Annotated in this window: 26 protein-coding genes; 19 read left to right on the plus strand and 7 right to left on the minus strand. The window is 61.9% G+C overall.

The annotated features are described in order from the left end of the window. Positions 1–23 precede the first annotated feature (23 nt). The 16 genes from rpiB to KY084_RS13590 all read left to right on the plus strand — a co-directional run bounded on the left by rpiB (position 24) and on the right by KY084_RS13590 (position 13272). Positions 24–467, plus strand: a complete 444-nt coding sequence (gene rpiB, locus KY084_RS13510; RefSeq protein ID WP_219239003.1) for a ribose 5-phosphate isomerase B — start codon at positions 24–26, stop codon at positions 465–467. A 115-nt stretch (positions 468–582) separates the two neighbouring features. Beyond that, positions 583–1896: a serine hydroxymethyltransferase gene (glyA, locus tag KY084_RS13515; RefSeq protein ID WP_219239004.1), complete on the plus strand. Its 1314-nt coding sequence runs from the start codon at positions 583–585 to the stop codon at positions 1894–1896. A 35-nt stretch (positions 1897–1931) separates the two neighbouring features. Continuing rightward, positions 1932–2393, plus strand: coding sequence for a transcriptional regulator NrdR (gene nrdR, locus KY084_RS13520; RefSeq protein ID WP_219239005.1), 462 nt, complete (start codon positions 1932–1934; stop codon positions 2391–2393). Between the two features lie 67 nt (positions 2394–2460). After that, the gene (locus KY084_RS13525; RefSeq protein ID WP_219239006.1) at positions 2461–3042 is read left to right on the plus strand and encodes a NifU family protein; all 582 of its coding nucleotides are present in this window, start codon (positions 2461–2463) and stop codon (positions 3040–3042) included. 38 nt (positions 3043–3080) lie between these two features. Beyond that, positions 3081–3674 carry a malonic semialdehyde reductase gene (locus KY084_RS13530; protein ID WP_219239007.1) on the plus strand — a complete coding sequence of 198 codons (594 nt, stop codon included), beginning with the start codon at positions 3081–3083 and terminating at the stop codon, positions 3672–3674. Positions 3675–3687: 13 nt separating this feature from the next. Continuing rightward, positions 3688–4305: a tRNA (adenosine(37)-N6)-threonylcarbamoyltransferase complex dimerization subunit type 1 TsaB gene (gene tsaB, locus KY084_RS13535; protein ID WP_343228025.1), complete on the plus strand. Its 618-nt coding sequence runs from the start codon at positions 3688–3690 to the stop codon at positions 4303–4305. Then, complete coding sequence (locus KY084_RS13540) at positions 4302–4784, plus strand: GNAT family N-acetyltransferase (RefSeq protein WP_219239009.1); 483 nt, start codon at positions 4302–4304, stop codon at positions 4782–4784. Before tsaB ends, KY084_RS13540 begins: the two co-directional genes overlap by 4 nt. A gap of 104 nt (positions 4785–4888) precedes the next feature. Then, the gene (locus tag KY084_RS13545; protein ID WP_219239010.1) at positions 4889–5302 is read left to right on the plus strand and encodes a Ros/MucR family transcriptional regulator; all 414 of its coding nucleotides are present in this window, start codon (positions 4889–4891) and stop codon (positions 5300–5302) included. Positions 5303–5416: 114 nt separating this feature from the next. After that, on the plus strand, positions 5417–5839 hold the full coding sequence (locus KY084_RS13550) for a Fur family transcriptional regulator (RefSeq protein ID WP_219239011.1): 423 nt from the start codon (positions 5417–5419) through the stop codon (positions 5837–5839). 217 nt (positions 5840–6056) lie between these two features. Further along, positions 6057–6722: a lysophospholipid acyltransferase family protein gene (locus KY084_RS13555; RefSeq protein ID WP_343228026.1), complete on the plus strand. Its 666-nt coding sequence runs from the start codon at positions 6057–6059 to the stop codon at positions 6720–6722. Between the two features lie 54 nt (positions 6723–6776). Beyond that, positions 6777–8087, plus strand: coding sequence for a tRNA (N6-isopentenyl adenosine(37)-C2)-methylthiotransferase MiaB (gene miaB, locus KY084_RS13560; RefSeq protein WP_219239013.1), 1311 nt, complete (start codon positions 6777–6779; stop codon positions 8085–8087). Positions 8088–8137: 50 nt separating this feature from the next. Beyond that, positions 8138–9214, plus strand: coding sequence for a methyl-accepting chemotaxis protein (locus KY084_RS16610; protein ID WP_281421909.1), 1077 nt, complete (start codon positions 8138–8140; stop codon positions 9212–9214). Between the two features lie 95 nt (positions 9215–9309). Then, positions 9310–10311, plus strand: a complete 1002-nt coding sequence (locus KY084_RS13575; protein ID WP_219239014.1) for a PhoH family protein — start codon at positions 9310–9312, stop codon at positions 10309–10311. A gap of 92 nt (positions 10312–10403) precedes the next feature. Continuing rightward, on the plus strand, positions 10404–10916 hold the full coding sequence (ybeY, locus tag KY084_RS13580) for an rRNA maturation RNase YbeY (RefSeq protein WP_219239015.1): 513 nt from the start codon (positions 10404–10406) through the stop codon (positions 10914–10916). A 9-nt stretch (positions 10917–10925) separates the two neighbouring features. Further along, positions 10926–11831, plus strand: a complete 906-nt coding sequence (locus KY084_RS13585) for a hemolysin family protein (protein ID WP_219239016.1) — start codon at positions 10926–10928, stop codon at positions 11829–11831. A gap of 61 nt (positions 11832–11892) precedes the next feature. After that, positions 11893–13272, plus strand: coding sequence for a PQQ-dependent sugar dehydrogenase (locus KY084_RS13590; RefSeq protein ID WP_219239017.1), 1380 nt, complete (start codon positions 11893–11895; stop codon positions 13270–13272). Here KY084_RS13590 and KY084_RS13595 read toward each other — a convergent pair. The 3 genes from KY084_RS13595 to KY084_RS13605 are packed head-to-tail and all read right to left on the minus strand — an operon-like array spanning position 13239 to position 14336. Continuing rightward, the gene (locus KY084_RS13595) at positions 13239–13535 is read right to left on the minus strand and encodes a hypothetical protein (RefSeq protein ID WP_219239018.1); all 297 of its coding nucleotides are present in this window, start codon (positions 13533–13535) and stop codon (positions 13239–13241) included. The genes KY084_RS13590 and KY084_RS13595 overlap by 34 nt on opposite strands. Before the next feature lie 58 nt (positions 13536–13593). Beyond that, positions 13594–13896, minus strand: coding sequence for a polyhydroxyalkanoic acid system family protein (locus tag KY084_RS13600; protein ID WP_219239019.1), 303 nt, complete (start codon positions 13894–13896; stop codon positions 13594–13596). 17 nt (positions 13897–13913) lie between these two features. Then, entirely contained in the window at positions 13914–14336 is a 423-nt protein-coding gene (locus KY084_RS13605; protein ID WP_219239020.1) for a VOC family protein, read from the minus strand. A gap of 121 nt (positions 14337–14457) precedes the next feature. On the opposite strand from KY084_RS13605, the gene lnt reads away from it, so the two are divergent. Together lnt and metK are read left to right on the plus strand one after the other, a co-directional pair. After that, positions 14458–16005, plus strand: a complete 1548-nt coding sequence (lnt, locus tag KY084_RS13610) for an apolipoprotein N-acyltransferase (protein ID WP_219239021.1) — start codon at positions 14458–14460, stop codon at positions 16003–16005. Between the two features lie 68 nt (positions 16006–16073). Beyond that, positions 16074–17297 (plus strand): methionine adenosyltransferase, encoded by a 1224-nt coding sequence (gene metK, locus KY084_RS13615; RefSeq protein WP_219239022.1) that lies wholly within the window; start codon positions 16074–16076, stop codon positions 17295–17297. 89 nt (positions 17298–17386) lie between these two features. On the opposite strand, the gene KY084_RS13620 is transcribed toward metK, so the two are convergent. The 4 genes from KY084_RS13620 to KY084_RS13635 form a co-directional block, all read right to left on the minus strand. After that, positions 17387–19444, minus strand: a complete 2058-nt coding sequence (locus tag KY084_RS13620) for a putative bifunctional diguanylate cyclase/phosphodiesterase (RefSeq protein ID WP_219239023.1) — start codon at positions 19442–19444, stop codon at positions 17387–17389. Continuing rightward, positions 19441–19959 (minus strand): GAF domain-containing protein, encoded by a 519-nt coding sequence (locus KY084_RS13625; RefSeq protein WP_219239024.1) that lies wholly within the window; start codon positions 19957–19959, stop codon positions 19441–19443. Before KY084_RS13625 ends, KY084_RS13620 begins: the two co-directional genes overlap by 4 nt. A gap of 121 nt (positions 19960–20080) precedes the next feature. Beyond that, positions 20081–20317, minus strand: coding sequence for an excinuclease ABC subunit B (locus KY084_RS13630; RefSeq protein ID WP_219239025.1), 237 nt, complete (start codon positions 20315–20317; stop codon positions 20081–20083). Positions 20318–20352: 35 nt separating this feature from the next. Further along, the gene (locus KY084_RS13635; protein WP_219239026.1) at positions 20353–22431 is read right to left on the minus strand and encodes a catalase; all 2079 of its coding nucleotides are present in this window, start codon (positions 22429–22431) and stop codon (positions 20353–20355) included. A 204-nt stretch (positions 22432–22635) separates the two neighbouring features. On the opposite strand from KY084_RS13635, the gene trmB reads away from it, so the two are divergent. After that, complete coding sequence (trmB, locus tag KY084_RS13640; protein ID WP_219239027.1) at positions 22636–23322, plus strand: tRNA (guanine(46)-N(7))-methyltransferase TrmB; 687 nt, start codon at positions 22636–22638, stop codon at positions 23320–23322. The last annotated feature ends 317 nt before the right edge of the window (positions 23323–23639 follow it).

Below are 23639 nucleotides of genomic sequence, written 5' to 3' on the forward strand. Positions count from 1 at the left end.
CGAAGGCCGGTAATAGGACGCCCATGTCCCATATCATCGCCATCGCCGCCGATCATGCGGCCTATGAGTTGAAGTCCGAAATCGCCGATTGGTTGCGTGCAGCGGGTCACGAAGTGCTCGACCTGGGCACCGACGGACCGCAAAGCGTCGATTATCCCGATTACGGATACAAGCTGGCCAAGGCGATCGCCGATGGCGAAGCGCGGTTCGGCATCGCCCTGTGCGGATCGGGTATCGGCATTTCGATGGCCGCCAACCGCAACCCCGCCTGCCGTTCGGCACTGGTTTCCGAACCACTGTCGGCCGAACTGGCGCGCAGCCATAATGACGCGAACGTCATCGCGATCGGCGCGCGGCTGACCGGTCCTGAAATGGCGAAGGTATGCGTCGAACGCTTTCTCGCCACCGACTTTCTGGGCGATCGCCATTCGCGGCGAGTCGACAAGCTGGGCGCGCCGCAGCTTTAGAGATGACGGTGGCAATCGGGATCGTCAGCGCATAGAAGCGGCACCGATTCCCGCCTCGCGGCACGCCGCTGCGCGCCCGGCGATTTTTCGCAACCCAACGCCAAGGGGACGCTATATGAGCACGAACCCGACGACCGAACTCACCCCGGACGGATTTTTCACCCGCGGTTTGGCAGAGGCCGATCCCGACATCTTTGCCGGCGTGCGCCACGAACTGGAACGCGAACAATATCAGATCGAATTGATCGCATCCGAAAACATCGTGTCGAAGGCGGTGCTGGAGGCGCAGGGCAGCATCTTCACCAACAAATATGCCGAAGGCTATCCGGGCAAGCGCTATTATCAGGGCTGCCACCCCAGCGATGAGGTGGAGCAGATCGCCATCGACCGGGCAAAGAAGCTGTTCGATTGCGGCTTCGCCAATGTCCAGCCGCATTCGGGGGCGCAGGCGAACGGCGCGGTGATGCTGGCGCTGACCAAACCGGGCGACACCATCATGGGGCTGAGCCTCGATGCCGGGGGCCACCTGACCCATGGCGCGAAGGCGGCGATGAGCGGCAAATGGTTCAACGCCGTGCAATATGGCGTGCGCAAGGAAGACGACCTGATCGATTTCGACGAGGTCGAGCGACTGGCCAAGGAACACCGGCCCCGACTGATCATCGCGGGCGGTTCGGCCTATCCGCGTCAGATTGATTTCGCCCGTTTCCGCGCCATCGCAGACGAGGTCGATGCGCTGTTCATGGTGGATATGGCGCATTTCGCAGGTATTGTTGCGGGCGGCCTCCACCCCTCGCCGCTGCCACACGCGCATGTCGTCACCACCACCACGCACAAGACGCTGCGCGGCCCGCGCGGCGGCATGGTGCTGACCAATGACGAAGCGATTGCCAAGAAGATCAATTCGGCGGTGTTCCCCGGCCTTCAGGGCGGCCCGCTGATGCATGTCATCGCAGCCAAGGCGGTCGCGTTCGGCGAAGCGCTTCAGCCCGAATATAAGGGCTATATCAAGGCGGTGGTCGACAATGCCAAGGCATTGGCCGCGACGCTGAAGGAGCGCGGCAGCGATCTGGTCGCGGGCGGCACCGACACGCATGTGGCGCTGGTCGACCTTCGCCCGCTGGGCATTACCGGCAAGGACGCCGACGAGGCGCTGGAGCGCGCTGCGATCACCTGCAACAAGAATGGCGTGCCGTTCGACCCGCTGCCGCCGATGAAAACCAGCGGTATCCGCGTCGGATCGCCCGCCGGTACGACGCGTGGTTTCGGCGTCGCCGAATTCAACGAAATCGGCCATATGGTCGCCGATGTCCTGGACGGACTTGCCGAAAAGGGCGAAAATGGCGATCCTCGCGTCGAGCAAGACGTGAAGCAGCGCGTACGCGCGCTGTGCGATCGTTTTCCGATCTATGGCGATTTGATGCGCTGACGCGCATTGCGGCGGCGATTAGGAGCAAAAACTGAATGCGCTGCCCGTTCTGCGCCCATGAAGACAGCCAGGTAAAGGATTCGCGCCCGACAGAGGACGGGACCGCCATTCGCCGCCGCCGCCAGTGCGAGGCGTGCGGTGCGCGTTTCACCACGTTCGAACGCATCCAGCTTCGCGATCTGACCGTGCTTAAGAGCGAGGAAAAGCGCGAACCGTTCGATCGCGACAAACTGGTCCGGTCGGTTTCGATCGCGTGCCGCAAGCGTCCGGTGGGCCGCGAACAGGTCGAAAAGCTGGTATCGGGAATTCAGCGGCAGCTTGAAACCGGCGGCGATCCCGAAGTGCCCGCCAAATTGATCGGCGAACTGGTGATGGCGGGATTGAAGGCGCTCGATTCGGTCGCCTATATTCGCTTTGCCAGCGTATATAAGGACTTCACCGAAGCGCGCGACTTTGAAGAATTTGCCGGGACGGTGAACGCGGTCGCGAAACAATAGCCGCGAAACCAATCGTTTCTTCGCCGCGCACTTGATAGCCGCCACTGCCGCGCCCAAATGCGCACCCATGTTGATCGAAACCGAAACCACCCCGAACCCGGCGACGCTGAAATTCCTTCCCGGCCGCACCGTCATGGAGGCGGGAACGCGTGATTTCGCCAATCCCGAAGAAGCCGAGGTTTCGCCACTCGCCGAAACGCTGTTCGGACTGGGTGATGTGACCGGCGTTTTCTTCGGCAAGGATTTCATTTCGGTCACCGCGGTGCCCGGCACCGACTGGAATGCGCTGAAACCCGATGTACTGGGGGTGTTGCTGGACCATTTTTCCGCCGACATGCCGCTGTTCAAACAGGGCAGCGCCGCCGGGATTCAGGTTCCAGGCGACGACGGCGCGGTGGAATTTCCCGAAAATCCGGAAGATGCCGACATCGTCGCGCAGATCCGCGACCTTATCGATACGCGCGTCCGCCCCGCCGTCGCGAATGACGGCGGCGACATCGTGTATCGCGGCTTTGACGAGGGGAAGGTCTTTTTGCAGATGCAGGGTGCCTGTTCGGGCTGCCCCTCCTCCACCGCGACGCTGAAGCAGGGAATCGAGCAGCTGCTCAAACATTATGTTCCCGAAGTGACCGAAGTACGCGCGGTCTGACCTTCGCGCAAAACATATACTGAACAAGGATGACTGCCATGGGCAAGCCGCTTGACGAGGCCGGGCTGGACACGATCTTCCGCACCGCGCGCACCTATAACGGCTATACCGATCAGCCAGTCAGCGAAGCGGATATTCGCGGAATTTACGACCTGTTGAAAATGGGGCCGACCAGCGCCAACCAGCATCCCGCGCGGTTCATATGGTGCATGAGCGATGCGGCAAAGGAAAAGCTCGCCGCATGCGCGATGGACAGCAATGCCGACAAAATCCGTAAGGCGCCTGTTTCCGTCGTGATCGGCATGGACGAGGATTTCCACGAACAGCTTCCCTGGCTGTTTCCCCATGCCGATGCGCGCAGCTGGTTCCTGAGGGACGAAGCGGGCCGCAAGGAACATGCGATGCGCAATTCCTCGCTTCAGGGCGCGTATTTCATTATCGCGGCGCGTGCGCTTGGCCTCGATACCGGGCCGATGTCCGGTTTCGACGCTGAAAAGGTGAATGCCGCCTTTTTCGCCGATCAACCGAAGGTGAAGGTGAATTTCATCTCAACGCTCGGCCATGGCGACCCCGACAGCGTTTTCGATCGCAGCCCCCGCCCCGATTTCGACAAATTCAACCGGATCGCCTGATCGCCCTGCCCGCGTGCGCACACTTGTCATAGAGACCGCCACCGCCGCCTGCTCGGTCGCGCTTTTCGAAGCGGACTCGGTGATTGCCGCCGACCATCAGGTGGTGGGGCGCGGCCATGCCGAACGCCTGATCCCGATGATCGCCGCGCTGCCGGATCAGGGGCGTTCGGATCGGATTCTGGTCGATTGCGGGCCGGGCAGCTTCACCGGCGTACGCGTCGGCCTGGCTGCGGCACGCGGGCTGGGCATCGGTTGGCGCGCACAGGTTTTCGGGTTCAGTTCAACCGCGCTTGTCGCGGCCGCCGCCTTCGCCGACGCCGAACCTATCAGCGATCTTGCCGTCGTGCTTGAGGGCGGCCATGGTGAAGTCTTCATGCAGCACTTCACCTCCGCCCCCTTGCGCGAAACCGGCGCTCTCGCCTCGCTGAAACCTGCCGATGCACTCGCCGCACTGGGCGATCGAACCGCTGTCGGCAGCGGGGTACGGCACCTGTCGGCGATCGACCCCATGGTGCCGGTCGTCGAAGCCCTGCCCGATGCATCGCGCGCGCTGCTGCTCCCCGAAAATTTTCGCTCGCTTTTCCCCGCGCCGTTGTACGGACGCGCGCCCGATGCAAAGCCGATGGTGTGAAGAGGACGCGGGCCAACCTCACCCTGCGCGGCGGCGGGGTGGAAGATCTGGGCATCGTCAACGGCCTTTCCGCCGCCGCCTTTGATCCACGCTTCGGCGAAGCATGGACGCCATCGCAATGCGCGGGCATGTTCGCGCTACCGGGCGTATGGCTTACCATCGCGCAGGAAGGCGAACGCGCGCTGGGATTCGCCATGGCGCGCGTAATCCTTGACGATGCCGAGTTACTGTTGCTTGCCGTTGACCCTTCGGCGCGACGGCGCGGCACGGGGCGCGCGCTGGTGCGATCGACAATGGCCGAAGCCGTAATACGCGGCGCTGTAAATCTTCATCTGGAAGTTCGCGCAGGAAACCCTGCGGTGTCACTATACGTTGGCGAAGGTTTTACCAAGATCGGCGAACGCCGGAAATATTATCGGGGGCTGGACGGGGAACAATTTGATGCCCAGACTTTCCGTCGTTCATTGTCCCAAGAATAAACTAAATACAGCAATTTTATCGTTGCATCGCACCTAAACACAGCCGATAGGGATGCGCGGGGGATTTACGTAACCGCCTTTGCAATGCAAGTATGAGGAAAGTAATGGATAATCAATCGGATATGCAGGAAACGCTGGTAACGCTGACGGCCGACATCGTCGCTGCCCATGTCAGCAATAACAGCGTGGCGGTTTCCGATCTTCCCCTGCTCATCCAGAATGTTCATGGCGCGCTCACCGGTCTTTCGGGCGCAGCAGAGGAAGCCGAAGTAAAGCAGGAACCTGCCGTTTCCATTCGTTCGTCGGTGAAGCCCGACTATATCGTCTGTCTGGAAGACGGTAAGAAGCTGAAGATGCTCAAACGGCACCTGATGACGCATTATCAGATGACGCCGGAAGAATATCGTTCCAAATGGAATCTGCCCGCCGACTATCCGATGGTCGCGCCGAACTATGCCGAACAGCGCCGCAACCTGGCCAAGAAAATCGGCCTGGGCACCAAGCGCCGCAAACGCTGAATATGGAAGACCGCGCCACGCCCTGTAACGGTAAAAATCGATTACAGATAACGCGTACGCGGTCTTTTCCCGCGATCAATTCACCGCTACATCGGACGGGCAAGAAGGAAAGTGATGGCCCGTAAAATTGATCTTGAAGCGCTGTGCCATGAAAAAGGCCTGCGCATCACCGAACAGCGCAGAGTGATTGCGCGCGTATTATCCGAAGCGGAAGACCATCCCGATGTGGAAAAGGTCTATGAACGCGCATCGAAGATCGATTCGGGCATTTCTATCGCGACCGTATATCGCACCGTTCGCCTTTTCGAAGAAGCAGGAATACTTGACCGGCATGATTTCGGCGATGGGCGAGCGAGGTACGAACCCGCTCCCGAAGCGCATCACGACCATCTGATCGACGTCGAAACCGGTAAGGTGATCGAATTCGTCGATCCCGAACTGGAATTGCTGCAAAAACAGATTGCCGAACGGCTTGGCTTCCGGCTGGTCGATCATCGCATGGAGCTCTATGGGGTCTCGCTCAACCGCAAGAACTGAGCGGTTCGCCGCGGCGGAGGGCGCACCGCCGCCAGTTTCATTGCTCGGCCGGATGCGGATTGGCCTGCGCCTGGCGATGATGCTCGCCTGTACCCTTGTTTGTGTTCCCTTGCACTGTGTCTGGCGACTTTTCCGGCTGCCCTCCCCATGGCCCAGATGGTGCCTGGGAATATGCGCGCGGATCTGCGGAGCGCGGGTAAAGCGCGTCGGCACGCCGGTGAAACGCGGTGCTTTCCATGTTTCCAATCACGTCAGCTGGATCGATATACTCGCCATCGCCGGGGCAAGCGGCAGCGCGTTCATCGCCAAGGCCGAAATCCGCGACGCGCCCGTCATCGGCTGGCTCGCCACGCTGAACCGCACAATCTTCATATCGCGTGAAAACCGGCTGCACGTCGCGGATCAGATCGAACAGGTGCGCGACGCATTTGCCGACAATTGGGCGGTGACGGTCTTTCCCGAAGGAACGACCACCGATGGCGTCTCGCTGCTGCCGTTCAAATCGCCGCTGTTGAAGGTGCTTGAAACGCCGCCGCCCGGAATTTTGGTGCAGCCGATCCTGCTCGTTTACGATACGCAAGGCCGCGATCTCGCCTGGATCGGCGATGAAAGTGGCAAGGACAATGTGATCCGCGTGCTTGCCAGCGCCGGCAGCTTCGTGATGCGCGTGGTCTTCCTCGATCCGTTCGACCCGCGCGGTTTTTCGGGACGCAAAGCGATCGCGGCGGAGGCGCGTCGCCGGATCGGCGACGCGTTCGAAGCGCGCATGGGCGAAACGATGCCCGACTTTATCGGCCATGACTGGTGGGCGGGCCGCACCGACGATCCCGCGCGCCATGCCCAGCCGTCGCGGCGAGGCGAAGGATGCAGCGCCCCCCACTGAACGAAACCGCAGGCGCGTTGTGCGCGGCGGCGCGAATGCGTATAGCGCGCTGCCATGGCGACACCTCCCAAAACCTATCACGTAAAGTCCTTCGGCTGTCAGATGAACGTCTATGACGGCGAAAGGATGGGCGAATTGATGGCCCGGCAGGGCATGTCAGTTGCGGACGATGCGGCTTCGGCCGATCTCGTTGTACTCAACACGTGCCATATTCGCGAAAAGGCGACCGAAAAGGTCTATTCGGAGATCGGCCGGCTGCGTCGCGACGACGGCACCCGGCCGATGATCGCGGTGGCCGGGTGCGTTGCGCAGGCAGAAGGCGCGGAAATCGCCCGCCGCGCGAAGGTCGATGTGGTGGTCGGCCCACAAGCCTATCACAACCTTCCCGATCTGGTGTCGAAAGCGGCGAAGGGCGGACTGGCGCTCGACACCGACATGCCCGCCGCGTCGAAGTTTGGCGCGCTGCCCAGCCGCCGACGGGTCGGTCCCTCGGCCTTTCTGACGGTGCAGGAAGGATGCGACAAATTCTGCACCTATTGCGTCGTCCCCTATACGCGCGGCGCCGAAGTATCGCGCCCCTTCGATGCGATCGTTGATGAGGCGAAGGCGCTTGTCGATGCAGGCGCGAAGGAAATCACGCTGCTGGGACAGAACGTGAATGCGTGGGAGGAGGACGGGCGCGGGCTGGACGCGCTGATCCGCGCGCTCGACAGGATCGAAGGGCTGGCGCGCATCCGCTATACCACCAGTCATCCCAACGACATGACGCAGGGGCTGATCGACGCGCATGCGCAGGTCGAAACGCTGATGCCCTATCTGCATCTGCCGGTACAATCGGGCAGCGATCGCATTTTGAAGGCGATGAACCGGAGTCATAGCCGCGATTCCTATTTGCGCATCCTTGATCGCGTGCGCGCCGCGCGGCCCGATATCGCGCTGTCGGGCGATTTCATCGTCGGCTTTCCCGGCGAAACCGATCAGGATTTCGAAGATACGCTGAGTCTGGTGGCTGATGTCGGCTACGCTCATGCGTTCAGCTTCAAATATTCGCCGCGCCCCGGCACCCCGGCGGCGGATATGGACGACGCGGTCGAGGCGCATGTGGCGGACGAACGACTGCAACGGCTTCAGGCGGCGATCGGCGAGGGACAGGCGGCGTTCAATGCGCACAGCGTCGGCAGGCGCTGCGAAATTCTGCTCGAACGCAAGGGCCGCCGTCCGGGCCAGCTCATCGGCAAATCGCCCTGGCTGCAATCGGTGCATCTCGTCACCGACGCCGCAATCGGCGATATCGTGACGGTCGAGATCGAAAGCGCGGGACCCAACAGCCTTGCCGGTGTCGAACGCGTGCGCACCGCGGCTTGAAGGTCATAATGGTTACGGCTGTTTAACCACGCGCTGCTATCCACGAATCAATGGCGTATGATTCCGGTGCATCGAACGAAGCGGTCATGCTCCGCGAGCCGGTCAGGCGGGATGCATCCCATGCATGGGATGCGATCTGTCGTTCGCACGCGGTCATCGAATTCGCGCTCGACGGCACGGTCGAATGGGCGAATGCGATCTTCCTTGGTCTGACGGGATATGAAGCGGGCGAAATCGTCGGAAAGCATCATCGCCTGTTCTGCCATTCCGAATATGCGCGCGGCGATTCGTATCGCACCTTCTGGAATAATCTGGGCGGCGGGAAATTCGATCGCGGGGAATATTGCCGCGTCGCGAAGGATGGTCGCGAAATATGGCTGAACGCCACCTATAATCCCATTTTCGATGGCAATGGAAAGCCGGCGCGAATCCTGAAAATCGCGAGCGACGTCACGGCGGAAAAAGCGCGCGTTGCCGAAGTCGATTCGCGCCTCGCCGCGATCGAGCGGTCACAGGCAGTGATCGATTTCGCGCTCGACGGCACGGTTGTGGCGGTGAATGACAATTTCCTCGCGCTGTTCGGCTATACGCGCGAAGACCTGATCGGGTGCCACCATTCGCTGCTATGCGAACCCGGTACGGCGCAAAGCCCGGAATATCAGGCGTTCTGGCAGGCGCTGGGTCAGGGTAAATTTGATAGCGGACGCTATCGCCGCCGCGCGAAAAACGGCGATCCGGTTTGGATCCAGGCTAGTTACAACCCGATTTTCGATGCGCGCGGACGCATTACCCGCGTGATGAAGATCGCGACCGACATCACCCGTGAAATGAAGCTGGAAGCGCAGGCGAAGCAACGGCTCAACGAAAGCGAATCGCTGCGCGATGCGCTGGAAAGGCGCAGCGGAGAAATGCAGGAAACGATTGAACGGGTGGGCGTGATGGTCGCGGCCATTCGCGAAGTCGCGGGTCAGACCCGGCTATTGGCGCTGAATGCGAGTATCGAGGCAGCTCGCGCGGGCGAAGCGGGACGCGGCTTTTCGGTCGTTGCAACGGAAGTGAAAAAGCTGGCCGGCGATGTCGGCAATGCAGCGCGCGAGGCCGAAGCGATCATCGCCGAACACGGCTGACCGGCACGTATCGCATGCAAGCGAATTTCGCGGGTTCCGCTTCGCCGTTCCAGCGGTTAGCATCGCTGATCCATGGGATCGCATCAAGGAATTGCATGAGCCGCAAGCCCGTACCTGCCCAGGCCGGCGAACGCAGCCGGGTAGAGGTGACGTTCGACAAACCGCAACTCCTGCCCCGCCTGTTCGGCGAATTCGACGCCAATCTGCTCGCGCTGGAGGAGCGGCTGGGCGTCTATATCACCGCACGCGGCGACCGGGTGGGAATCGAAGGATCGGCCGAATCGGTCGGTCGCGCGCGCGAGGTGCTGCAGGAGCTTCAATCACGGGTGATCCGTGGTGAAGAGGTCGATACCGGCCTGATCGACGCGGTGATCGCGATGTCGGCCGAACCCACGCTCGCCGGCATCATCCGCGCCGAAAGCAATCAGACGCCCCCGTCGATCATGATCCGCACCCGGCGCAAGACGATCGTGCCGCGATCGGTGATGCAGACGCATTATATGCGCGCGCTGGTGTCGAACGACGTGATCTTCGCGCTTGGCCCGGCGGGAACGGGCAAGACCTATCTGGCGGTGGCGCAGGCGGTGGCGCAGCTCATTACCGGATCGGTGCAGCGGCTGATCCTGTCGCGCCCCGCGGTCGAAGCGGGCGAGCGGCTCGGCTTCCTGCCCGGCGACATGAAGGAAAAGGTCGATCCATATCTGCGCCCGCTGTACGATGCGCTGTTCGACTGCATGCCGCCCGAACAGGTCGAACGGCGGATCGCCAGCGGTGAGATAGAGATCGCGCCGATCGCGTTCATGCGCGGCCGCACGCTTGCCGATGCGTTCGTGATTCTTGACGAGGCGCAGAACACCACGCCTGCGCAGATGAAGATGTTTCTCACCCGGTTCGGTCAGAACAGCCGCATGGTGGTGTGCGGCGATCCCCGGCAGGTCGATCTTCCCGGCGGCGACACCGCGTCGGGCCTGGCCGATGCGGTGCGACGTCTGGAGCATGTCGAGGGGATCGGAACGGTGCGCTTCACCGCCGCCGACGTGGTGCGCCATCCGGTGGTCGGTCGCATTGTCGAAGCGTATGAAGGCCAGCATGGTTGAACCATCGCGCACGGCCCGCCGTTCATGTCGGGCAATTTGGCAGACCCGCGCCGACCATGCGCGGTAAATTGAAATGAACAGGGGAATTTTCGATGCTTGAAGTCGCCGTCCAGCGCGAAGGCGAGTGGAGCGCCGATATCGATTGGGAAAAACTGGCCGGAGAGGCGGCGCGCGCTGCGATTTCCCGCACGCCGCAAGCCGCCTGGGTCGATGATCCCGCGATGATCGAAATTGCGGTGCGTCTAACCTCGAACGACGAGGTGCATCAGCTCAATCACCAGTTTCGGCACAAGGACAAGCCGACCAACGTATTGTCCTTTCCAATGATTCAGCCCGACCTCCTTGATACCGTTACGCTGAACAGCGACGACGGCGAAGTGCTGCTCGGCGATATCGTACTTGCCCATGGCGTGTGCGCATCGGAAGCCGAAACGCGCGAAATTTCGGTCGCCGATCATGCCAGCCACTTGATTGTTCACGGCTGCCTGCATTTATTGGGCTTTGATCATCAGGGGGATGCGGAAGCCGAAGCGATGGAGGATATCGAGCGCGCGGCGCTGTCCATGCTCGGCCTGCATGACCCCTATCCTGTGCGCGAGGATTGAAGACCCCCAATGTCAGAGGGCCAAAGTAGCGCCGGAAACGGCGACAGTAGCGGCAGTTTATGGCGCGGCATCCGCGCCCTTTTCGTCGGTGCCGAAAGCGCCGATACGCTTCGCGAGCGGATCGAGGATGCGATAGTCGCGCATGAACGCGAGGCTGAGGAACCGGTGGCGGGCGACCTGGCCCCCATCGAACTGGCGATGCTGAAGAACCTGCTTCATTTCGGCGAACGCGACGCAGGCGATGTCGGCGTGCCGCGCGGCGAAATGGTCGCTTTGGAAGAACAGACGAGCTTTGCCGACATGGTCGCGCTGTTCGCCGATGCCGGGCACAGCCGCCTTCCCGTGTATCGCGACAATCTCGATACCGTGATCGGGATGATCCATGTGAAGGATGTGTTCAACATTCTCGCCACCGGTGTTGAACAGCCCGACAGCATCGCCCCGCTGATCCGACAGCCGCTCTATGTCCCCCAGTCAATGGGCGCGCTCGACCTGCTCGCGCGGATGCAGCAGAGCCACACCCACCTTGCCGTGGTGCTCGACGAATATTCGGGCACCGAAGGCCTTATCACGATCGAGGACCTGATTGAGGAGATCGTCGGCGATATCGAGGATGAGCATGACGAGGAACCGCCGCCAATGCTCGTCTCGCTTGACGACGGCATTTGGGAGGCGGACGCCCGGGCCGAGCTGGAGGATGTCGCCGAAACGGTGGACGCGCGGCTGGCCGAGGTCGAAGAGGATGTCGATACGCTGGGCGGGCTTGCCTTCGTGCTGGCGGGGCACGTCCCCGAACCGGGGGAATGGCTGGAGCATGACAGCGGCTGGCGGCTGGAAATCACCGAAGCCGATTCGCGCCGCGTAACCCGGCTGCGCCTCCACCCCCCGGTAATCGACGAGACAGCGGAAGAGTAACCGGCGGGGCGGACCGGATTCGCGCTTTGCGGCAGCCGCCCGCTCGCCTATCGTCGCCGATATGCGCAGACATTTTTTCATTATCTCCGGTATCATCCTGCTCGTCCTGATCGGCGTGGGGGTTTGGCTGTTTCAGCCGGACATCGCCAAACATCCGGTCAACGCGGTTGCGGGCCGGGTGCCGGCGCTTAGCGCTCCGCAAGCGGAGGTGGTGCCCACCGTCGACATCGCCAAGGCGGTCGGATGGCCCGCCGGAACGAAGCCGACCCCGGCAAAGGGGATGAAGGTTCAGGCGTTTGCCGACAAGCTGGACCATCCGCGCTGGCTGTATCGTCTGCCGAACGGCGATATTCTGGTTGCCGAAACCAATTCACCGCCGCGCGATGGCGGCGGGATTACCGGTTGGGTGATGAACAAGCTGATGGCGAAGGCGGGCGCGGATGTCCCTTCCGCCAACCGCATCACCCTGCTGCGCGACAGCAATGGCGATGGCGTGGCGGATCAGCGCAGCGTGTTCCTTTCCGGCCTCAACTCGCCCTTCGGCATGGAGCTGGTCGGCAACGACCTGTATGTCGCCGACACCGATGCGCTGCTGCGCTTTCCCTATGCGGAAGGCGAAACGAAGATCACCGCCAAGCCTGAAAAGATCGTCGACCTTCCCGGCGGCGGCGATCACTGGGCGCGCAACGTGCTGTACAATCCCAAGGACGACAGCCTGTGGGTGTCGGTCGGGTCGTCCACCAACATCGCCGACAACGGCATGGACGCGGAGAAGAACCGCGCGACCATCCTTGAAGTATTCCCCAAAAAGAAGACGTTCCGCATCTGGGCGTCGGGCATCCGCAACGCCAATGGCATGGCGATCAATCCCGTAACCAAACGGCTATGGGCGGTGGTGAACGAACGCGACATGCTCGGTTCCGACATGCCCCCCGACTATCTGACCCAGGTCGATTTCGCCGCCTTTTTCGGATGGCCCTGGGGCTATTGGGGCGGGTATGAGGATCGCCGCGTCGAACCGCGCCGGCCCGACCTGATGGAATATGTGATGCGGCCCGATTATGCGCTGGGCGCGCATGTCGCACCGCTGGGGCTGACCTTCGCCGCGGATGCCAATCTGGGAAGCGCCTTTGCGCGCGGCGCTTTCGTGGGCGAACATGGTTCGTGGAATCGCAAGCCGGTTTCGGGCTACAAGGTCGTGTTCGTCCCCTTCTCTTCCGAAGGATTTCCGGTCGATGGGGCGAAACCGGTGGACGTGCTCACCGGTTTTCTGGATGCGAAAGGGCATGCGCGCGGCCGGCCGGTCGGTGTCATCACCGGGCCGCGCGGCGGCCTGTTGGTGGCGGACGATGTCGGCAACATGATCTGGCGGGTGAGCGCTGCCGGGGCCGGCGGAGTCGCGGCGGATCAGTCCGCGTCAGTGTCGTCTTCGGGGAAATAGACCGAATCGAAATCGGCGGCTTCATCGCCGTTCACCACGGCATGAAAGGTCGCATCCTGGCCGAAACGCTTCGGTCGGGGCGACTGATATTCGGCGGACTGAAACGGCGCCGTCCCGGCATCGGGATCGGGCATGTCATAGCCATAGGCGAAATCGCGCCGCATATGCGACGTGGTGTAACTGCCCAGCACCATGCCGACCGGCATGGCCAACACCATGCCGGCAGTGGCGGTGATCAGCATCTTTCGCTGAAATGCACTCACGCGTGCGGTTCTCCGTCTGCTTCGGCGCGATGAACGGCGGCGGGACATTACAGGTTCCTCATTTGAGTAATTTGGGGCCTTCACGAGTCAGCTTGTCGCGAATCTTGTTCGCGAACAGCGCCAGCATCGGTGGCAGGTCGATCACGGCATGGACCTTGTCATCGCCGACATCCATGCGGCTCGCCACGCGCTGCCCCATCCCTTCCACAGTGAAGAATACCGTGTCGCCTTCCCAGCGGTGATCGGTCACCGCGCCGCCGGGAATCATGTCGGCAACCTTGCCGATGCCACCTTCCAGCCGCGCCCGCGCGGTTTCGCGGGTCAGCTTGTGCGGAATATCGACAGTGATGGGATCGGGCATTTCGGGTCTGGCTCCTGTCAGGTCGCGAACAACATTGCGTCATCGCCAAACGCCTTGAACTCAAGCGCGTTTCCACTGAAATCGCGAAAGAACATCGTCGCCTGCTCGCCCGGCTGCCCGACAAAGCGGATATGCGGTTCGATGCCGAAGGCGATTCCGGCATCGCGCACCCGTTCGGCAAGCGCATGCCAGTCGGCCATGGTCAGCACCACGCCGAAATGCGGCACCGGCACATTGTTGCCGTCGACCGGATTGCTGGCGCGCGCAGGCGCGGCGTCTTCATCCAGATGCGCAACGATCTGATGCCCGAACAGGTCGAAATCGATCCAGCGATCGGCGCTGCGTCCCTCATCGCACCCAAGTACGCCCACGTAAAAGCGGCGTGCAGCCGCCAGGTCATGGACCGGGAAGGCAAGGTGAAAGGGGCGTATATCGGCCATCGCCGCCATGGTAGCGGAAGCTGATGCCCGATAGGAAGCCCCCACGGTCACGTGATGCGCGCGCACCCCTCGCGCCTCTGCCTTGCCAGCCCGTCCCATCCCGGCGATACCCACGCGCGATATGATGCGTTTCCTATTCCGTCATCCCTATTGGACCGCGCTGATCGCGGGGTTCGTCTCCGCGACGGGCTTCGCGCCCTGGTCCCTGTGGCCGCTGGCGCTTGCCGCGTTCGCATTGTGGCTGGCGCTGGTGCACGAATCGCCGACGCTGGGATCGGCGCTGCGCAAAAGCTGGCTGTTCGGCGTCGCGCACTTCACGGTTGGCAACAACTGGATTCAGCACGCCTTCGATTTTCAGGACAAGATGCCACCCGCGCTCGGCTATCTCGCGGTCGTGCTGCTGGCGCTCTATCTTGCCGTCTATCCGATGCTGGCGGGCGGGCTTGCCTGGCGCTGGGGTCGCCGCGCCGGTGCCCCCGGCCCTGCCTTCGTCCTGATTGCGGCGGCCGCGTGGATCGTTGCCGAATGGCTGCGCGCGGAAATGTTCACCGGCTATTCCTGGAATCCGCTTGGTATGATCTGGCTGCCGGTATGGGGCGTGGCGCAGGCGGCGGGGCTGATCGGCACCTACGCCTTGTCCGGTGTCGCAATCCTGGCGGCGGGGGCGCTGCTACTGCTCGCGCATCGCCGCTGGCGCATGCCGCTGGTCACCACGCTCGCGCTGCTGACCATGGGGTTTACCGGCTCGCTCGACCGGATGCCGCCGCCGCCCGCCACCCAGCCGCTGGTCCGCGTCGTACAACCCGATATCGGGCAGGAAGCGACGCACGAGCCCGACCACGCCGCCCGCGTTCTGTCGCGGCTGCTGGCGCTGTCGGGCGATCCGGGTGACCGGCCGCGACTGATCGCCTGGCCCGAGGGCATGGTCGATTATTATATCGAGGACGGCTATCCGCGCGAATGGTACTGGCAGGGCGATCCGAAGGTGGTGCGCGATCGCATCGCGCGCGTGCTGGGCCCGCGCGATGTCGCGCTGGTCAGCGGCAATGCGCTGTTCTTCGACAGGCAGAGAAAGCTGACGGGTGCGGGCAATTCCGCCTTCGTCGTGACGCCGGACGCGAAGATCGCGGGGCGGTATGACAAGGCGCATCTCGTCCCCTATGGCGAATATCTGCCGATGCGCTCGCTGCTGTCGCCGCTGGGCGTTGCGCGGCTGGTGATGGGCGATATCGATTTCATCCCCGGCCCCGGCCCCGCGACGACAAACATTCCCGGATTTGGGAAGATGGGCGTTCAGATTTGCTACGAAATCATCTTTTCGGGCCAAGTGGTCGATGCCGAAAACCGGCCCGATTTCCTGTTCAATCCGTCGAACGACGCCTGGTTCGGCAATTGGGGCCCGCCCGAACACCTCGCCCAGGCAAGGATGCGCGCGATCGAGGAAGGTATTCCGATCCTGCGCGCAACGCCGACCGGTATTTCGGCGGTGATCGACGCCGACGGACGGCTGGTTTCAATGGTCCCGCGCCATGTCGCCGGCGTTGCCGATGCCGTCCTGCCGCAACCGCGAGCACCCACCATATTCGCTCGCATGGGCAACTGGATGGCCTTCCTTACCGCCGGACTGTTTGCGCTGGCGGGCGTTGCCATTCGCCGCCGAAACCACTAGATCGTCATATAACGAATTCTTTATATCCGGCCCAATGCCCGGATTCATGCCAGAGCAGAGGGAATTGCATGCGTTCTAGCTACCTCTTCACGTCCGAATCGGTGTCGGAAGGCCATCCCGACAAGGTTTCCGACCAGATTTCCGACGCGATCGTCGATCTGTTCCTGTCGAAAGACCCCGAAGCGCGTATCGCCTGCGAAACGCTGACCACCACGAACCGCGTGGTGCTGGCGGGTGAGATCCGCTGCAAGGGCGTGTACGAAAACGGCGAATGGGCCGACGGCGCGCTGGACGAGATCGAACAGACCGTCCGCAACGTCGTTAAGGACATCGGGTACGAACAGGACGGTTTTCACTGGAAGACGTTCGAGTTCGAGAATTTCCTCCACGGCCAGTCCGCACATATCGCGCAAGGCGTCGATGCCAGCGGCAACAAGGACGAAGGCGCAGGCGATCAGGGGATCATGTTCGGCTATGCCGTCGCCGACACCCCCGACCTGATGCCGGCCACGCTGGATTACAGCCACAAGATCCTTCAGCGCATGGCCGCCGACCGCAAATCAGGCAAGGCCCCGTTTCTGGAACCCGATGCCAAAAGCCAGGTAACGCTGCGGTTCGAAAACGACCGCCCGGTGGCCTGCACCGCAATCGTCGTATCGACCCAGCACGCGCCGGGATATGACAAGGGCGAGAAGGAGGCCGAACTGAAAAACTATGTGAAGGCTGTCATCGCCGACATCCTTCCCTCCGAACTTTTGTCGGACGAAACGGAATATCACATCAACCCGACGGGCACGTTCGAAATCGGCGGCCCCGACGGCGATGCGGGCCTTACCGGGCGCAAGATCATCGTCGATACCTATGGCGGCGCGGCTCCGCACGGCGGCGGTGCGTTCTCGGGCAAGGACCCGACCAAGGTCGATCGCTCGGCGGCCTATATTACCCGCTATCTTGCCAAGAATATCGTCGCAGCGGGGCTTGCGCGGCGCTGCACGATCCAGCTCGCCTATGCCATCGGCGTTTCCAAGCCGCTGTCGATCTATGTCGACACGCATGGCACGGGCAAGGTGGACGAGGAACGCATCGAAGACGCGATTCGCGCCAATCCGAAGCTGGGCGGCCTTACCCCGCGCAGCATCCGAACGCATCTTCAGCTCAACAAACCGATCTATCGCAATTCGGCCGCATACGGCCATTTCGGGCGCAAGGCGGAGGGCGATGCCTTCCCATGGGAACGCACCGATCTGGTCGAGGACCTGAAAAACGCGCTGATGGCCGAAACCGCCGGATAAGCGGCGCGGTCATCCGCTAAACGAGACGGGGCGGCGGTCGTTGGGGACTGTCGCCCTTTTTCACATATGGCTGAGTCACCTGCCGCGCATCAGGCGACCATCGTCACATCACCGTCGCCGCGCACCACGTTCAGGATCGCGCGGCGCACCATCTGCGGGTCCGCCAGTGTTCGCATAGGCTTGCCGATAAGATATCCCTGGATCGCCGAACATCCCTGCTGCGCCACGATTCGCAACTGGCCCGGCCGCTCGATCCCTTCGGCAAGAACGGGCATTTTCAGCGAATTGCCAAGCACCGCCACCGAATTGAGGATCGCCACCGCCTGTTCGCTTCGCTCGATCTCCGCCACGAATGACGCATCGAGCTTGATCCGGTCGAAGGGAAAAGCGCGCAGCACGTCAAGCGACGAATAGCCGATCCCGAAATCGTCGAGCGCCAGCGCAATCCCCATGTCGCGCAACGCGCCCAGCGTCTTCAGCGCGAATTCGCGGTCGCGGATGATCGCGCTTTCGGTGAGTTCGAGCACCAGTCGCGCCGGCGGCAGGCCGCTGTCGTTCAGCGCATCGCGAACGATGTCGACCAGCATCGGATCGGCCAGTTGCAGCGGGGAAAGATTGACAGATATGATATGCCGGTTGGGCCACAACGCCGCCTCGAAACAGGCCTGACGCAAAATCCAGCTTCCCAGCGGAATGATCTGGCCGCTTTCCTCCGCCAGCGGAATGAAATCGGCGGGCGAGACGAATCCGCGTGTCGGATGGTTCCAGCGCACCAGCGCTTCGAAGCCGCTGATCTCTCCTTCCGCGATCCGCGCCTGAACCTGATAGTGCAGGACGAACTGCGACGTGCCGATCGCAGCGCGAAGATCGCTGGTCAGCGCGCGGCGATCGCGCATCGCTTCGTCCATCGTCTGGTCATAAAAGCATGGAAGCGCCGATCGCGCCGCCTTGCCGCGGTACATAGCAAGATCGGCATTCGCCATCAGCACATCGGCGTCGGTGCCGTTTTCGGGGGCAAGCGCGACCCCGATATTCGCGCTGACCGACACGTTGAATCGTTCAAAGGCGAAGGGTTCATCCAGGCATCCGCGCACCCGTTCCAGAAACGCGTCGACCTCCTCTCGCCGGTCATAGGACAGCAGCGCCGCAAATTCGTCGCCACCCATTCGCGCGATCCGTTCACCATCGTGCAACGCGCCCGCAAATCGCGCGCCCAGCGCCACGAGCAGCTGATCGCCGCCCTGATGGCCGTAGATATCGTTGACCGATTTGAACCGCGACAAATCGATCATGACTACGGCAAGATGCGAATCCCGTTCACCATGGCGCAGGCGATCGGTCAGTTCCTCGTTGAAACGCGCACGATTGGGAAGATCGGTGAGCGGATCGTGAAGCGCCATGCGGCGCAGCCGCCGAAACGTCTCCTCCTGCCCTTGGCGGTCGATAAGCGCGGCGATGACCGCACAGCCGACGACCAGCAACGCCGCAAGCGACGTCGCGATGGCAAGCGCCTCCATCGCCGTGTCGCCCAGACCGCGCTCGTGCAGATCGAGCACCGACACATGCATCGCCGTCATGCCGGTGAAGTGCAGCAGGACGAGCGCGAGCCCGAACAGCAACGCCCCGCCCATCAGTGCGGCGTGCGTGGCGCGGCGAAGCAGATGGAAGGCGAGCGCGGAAAATACCGCTGCAAAAACCAGCGAGACCGCGATGTAGCGCCAATCCCATTCGACCAATCCGTCGATGCGATAGGCCCGCATCCCCGTATAATGCATCGCGGACATCGCCAGTCCCACGATTCCTCCGCCACACAGGCCCGCCGCGGGCCGGCGCGCACTGGCAAGCGCGATTCCCGGTACTGCCGCGCACACCGCGATCAACAGCGATACGAGCGTCAGCATTGGATCGAGAAACACCGGTGCTGCCGTGATATAGGCCATCATAGCAATGAAATGCGTGCACCATACGGTGGTGCCTGCGCTGACCGAACACAGCATCATCCAGCCATAGCGACGCACGCTATTCATGGCGCGAAACCGCGCAAACAGATGCGCGGTTGCCGTCGAGCCGACCAGACAGGTCACGACGGCGAGCACAAGCAGCCATGGATCGTGATCCTGCACGATGCACAGCGCCACTTCACTCATGCGACCGCGTGCCTGCGCGAATAGGAGAGGATTTCGATTTCGCTGCTCGCCTGCCGAGCAAGCGCGAGAAGATAGGCGCGCTGATCTGCCGATGCGGGACTATGCGTTTTCGTATCAAGCACGCATAGCGCGCCGACCGTCAATCCATCGCGCAGGCGCAGCGGCGCACCGATATAATAGCGAAGCCCCGATTCCCTGGTGACCCAGGTTGACGTCGCGAATCGCAAATCGCCAAGCGGGTCGATGACCTCGAACAGGCCGTCGCCTTCGATCGTATGGGTGCAGAAACTCTGACTGCGCTCGCTCGGTTCTCCGCCGTCATCGACGCCGTGACTCGCCTTGAACCATTGGTGATTGCCTTCGATGATCGAAACGGCCGCCATTTCCGCGTCGAACGCCAGCGCCGCGCGATCAGCCAGCCGTTGCAGCGAGGGCGTGGGCGGCGCGTCCGGGCCGACACCCAACTGACGCGCGGCCGCGCGGCGTCGACGTTCACGCAACCACTTGCCCAGCATCAACCGCTCCCGTTCCCTCGCCGATTCAGGAGCTTGCATCGAGAATGTTAAAAAAGCGGCAATACCGGAAGCGCAGATGGACCGCGAGCCATGCGGATTGGAGCAGGCGATATAGCCGCTGCTAGTGTCCGCTGCCTCTTCCGCCGGTCATCGGATCGGGCTTTTTCGGCGGCTTCCATCCCTTCGGCCGCGATCGTCCCGGCGCCTGGCTGCCCAGCCCCATCTTTCCGGGCTGTTGCCGGGTGATCCCGGAATAGTCGCCCTCGCCCGGGTCTCTGCCCGTCTGGCGAGCGATCATCAGGCGATTGCGCAGGTTGGCCGCCGCAGCGAAATCCTCGCGTGCAGCGGCCTCCTGCATGGCCTTTTCGATATCCGCGAAAGGCCGGTCCTCGTTCAAGCGTCTACGTCCACTTTCGGCTCGCGCGCCCACATCCGTAGCTGAGACAGCTTGTCGACAAAGCTTTTGGCATCTTTGTCGCCCGAAAGTTTGACGCAGCCATCGTCGAGGCTTTCAGTGATACCGGCCTTTTCCATCACCGCCATTGCCGGTTCGCAATAGGCGATGAATTTAAGGTGCGCGAAGGCATCGGCGATGAAATCGCGGGTCGGCGCGTCGTTTTTCAGCTTTTGCGCGCCTTCTTCCGAAATCAGCAGCGCCACCGCATCATAAAGTACCGACGGGCCGCCGTCGATCTTCTGCTTGGCGGGCATCGCCTTGCCGTTCGACAAGGTGACGCCACCGACCTTTGGCGCGATCAGTTCGATCATGCCGCCTTCGGCCTCGACCGCCTTTTTCAGCGCTTCGAAATGCGATGCTTCCGCCCCGTCGGTGACGAGAATGCCGAGCTTGCGCCCCTTGAAGCTTTTCGGGCCGTTCTTGACGATGCTCAGCGGTTCGGATGGCGGCAGATCGGTGATCGGTGCCTTGGCCGGCGTCGCCGGATCGGGCAATTCGATGCCAAGGCCGTCGGCGACCATATTGGCGAGCGATTCATCGATGTTACGCAGGTGCGAAACCATCCGCGTACGGATCACCGGCGTTTCGACCTTCGACAATTCGAACACCAGCGCCTGACCGATATGCGCCTGCTCGACCTCGGTCTGGCTGATATAGAATTGTCGGGCCTGGCTATAATGATCGGCGAAGCGTTCCGACCGCACGCGAAGTTTGGGACCTTCCAGTTCCTGCGGAACCGACTTGAATCCCTTTTGCGGATTTTCGCGCGGGCCGCCTTCTTCGGTGCCCCAGCTATTGGGCTCGTAATTGGCGCGCCCCTTCGGGTTGTGCATCGCCATATGGCCGTCCTGCTGAAAATGACGGAACGGACATTTCGGCGCATTGACGGGGATATGGGTAAAATTGGGCGAACCCAGCCGCTTTATCTGTGTATCAAGGTACGAGAAATTGCGTCCCTGAAGCAGCGGGTCGTCGGTGAAATCGACGCCGGGGACGATGTTCTGCGTGCAGAAGGCGACCTGTTCGGTTTCGGCAAAGAAATTATCAACCACACGGTCGAGAACCAGCCGCCCGACCTTGCGGATCGGAATCAGTTCTTCGGGGATAATCTTCGTTGCGTCGAGCACGTCGAAGTCAAACTTCTCCGCAAAGTCCTCGTCGAACAATTGCAGGCCAAGCTCCCATTCGGGATAATCGCCCGCCTGAATCGCGTCCCACAGATCGCGGCGGTGGAAATCGGGATCGGCACCGTTGGTCTTCACCGCTTCGTTCCAGACGACCGACTGAAGCCCCTGTTTGGGCTTCCAGTGGAATTTGACGAACGTCGGCTTGCCCTCGGCATTGACCAGCTTGAACGTGTGGACGCCGAACCCTTCCATGAAACGGAAGGAACGTGGGATCGTGCGATCGGACATGATCCACATGATCATGTTCATCGATTCGGGGCTTAGCGAAGCAAAGTCCCAGAAATTGTCATGCGCCGTTTGCGCCTGCGGGAATCCGCGATCGGGCTCCTGCTTGGCCGAATGGATCAGATCGGGGAACTTGATCGCATCCTGAATGAAGAAGACGGGAATGTTGTTGCCGACAATGTCCCAATTGCCCTCTTGCGTGTACAGCTTCACCGCGAAACCACGAACGTCGCGGGCAAGATCGGGGGACCCCTTGTTTCCCGCAACGGTGGAGAACCGCACAAAGGCCGGCGTCTTTTCGCCGACATGGTTGAAGATGTGCGCCATCGACACATCCGAACAATCGTCGGTCAGTTCGAAATAGCCGTGCGCGCCGAAGCCGCGGGCATGGACGACGCGCTCAGGGATGCGCTCGTGATCAAAATGGAAGATTTTTTCCCGAAAATGGAAATCCTCCATCAGCATCGGGCCGCGCGCGCCCGCCTTCAAATGGTTCTGGTCATCGGAAACCGCAACGCCCTGCGACGTCGTCATCGTTTCATATCCCTGTTCGGTGGTCTGATGCGGCGCGCCGCCCTTGTCGAGGTTAAGGTCGTCGGTCATTCGCAATTTCCTTTTGGCCTGAAGCTGTGTTCCCCGCTCGCCCAACAGCGGGCAAAGCGCTAAGTTCATGCGAAAAAATCGATCAGGCTGATCGACGCGTGCGAGCGTTTCCTGCATACGACCAGTCGAGTTTTTGCGCCGCACCCCACCACCCGGCACAGCGACGGCTTATCAAAGCGACCAAATTATGCTGTTGCCCCGGCCATGAACGATCCCAGCACGATCCGCCGCCTGTACGGCCGCCGCCAAGGCCATAAACTTCGCGACGCCCAGGCGCATCTGGTCGAGACGCTGCTTCCCGAACTCAGCGTTCCCGAAACCGGTCCTCTGAATGCCGAAGTCCTGTTTGGCGACAACCGCCCGCTGGAATTCGAAATCGGGTTTGGCGCGGGGGAGCATCTTGCCGGACAGGCGAGCGCGCGGCCGGAACATGGCTTTATCGGATGCGAGCCATTTCTGAACGGAATGGTTGGCGCACTGGGCCATGTCCGCGATCGGGAACTGACGAATGTGCGGCTGCACCTGGGCGATGCGCTTGCGGTGCTTGAACGCCTGCCAGATGCATCGCTCGACCGCGTCTATCTGCTCCACCCAGACCCATGGCCCAAGGCGCGCCACGCCAAACGCCGAATGGTCAATCACGGCCCGATCGACATGATCGCGGCGAAGCTGAAACCGGGATGCGAATTCCGGCTCGGCACAGACGACCCGACCTATTGCCGCTGGTCGATGATGGTGATGAACCAGCGGCGCGACTTTGAGTGGCAGGCAAAAACGCCGGGCGATTTCCTGAACCGCCCCGCCGACTGGCCCGAAACCCGCTACGAACGAAAGGCCCGCATCAAGGGGCATGAGGTCTGGTATTTTCGCTGGAAGCGTACTGAGGCGTAGCATAGCGTTGATTTTTCGGATTTTTTCTGAGCCTCACTGCGCTACACTTGCAGTCTCTTGGCGGCTTTTTCCGCTTCGGTGATTGCTGGGTGATTGCTGGAAAGCACCTGCGGGAGGCTCGAAAATGGCTACAGGAAGAATAGGTAAGCGCGCGGTCGATGCGATACGCTCGGCCGGCGTTGCCGGCTTCTTATGGGACTAGGCGGCGTGGACAAATTTGAGCCAGTATCTGGCGGTGGCGACGTGGACCATGCCGAGGAAGCTGCTGGTCAGTTGGTCGTAGCGGGTGGCGATGGCCCGGTTGATCTTGAGGTGAC

It is taken from the genome of Stakelama flava (assembly GCF_019351405.1).
Taxonomy (GTDB): Bacteria; Pseudomonadota; Alphaproteobacteria; order Sphingomonadales; family Sphingomonadaceae; genus Sphingomonas; species Sphingomonas flava_A.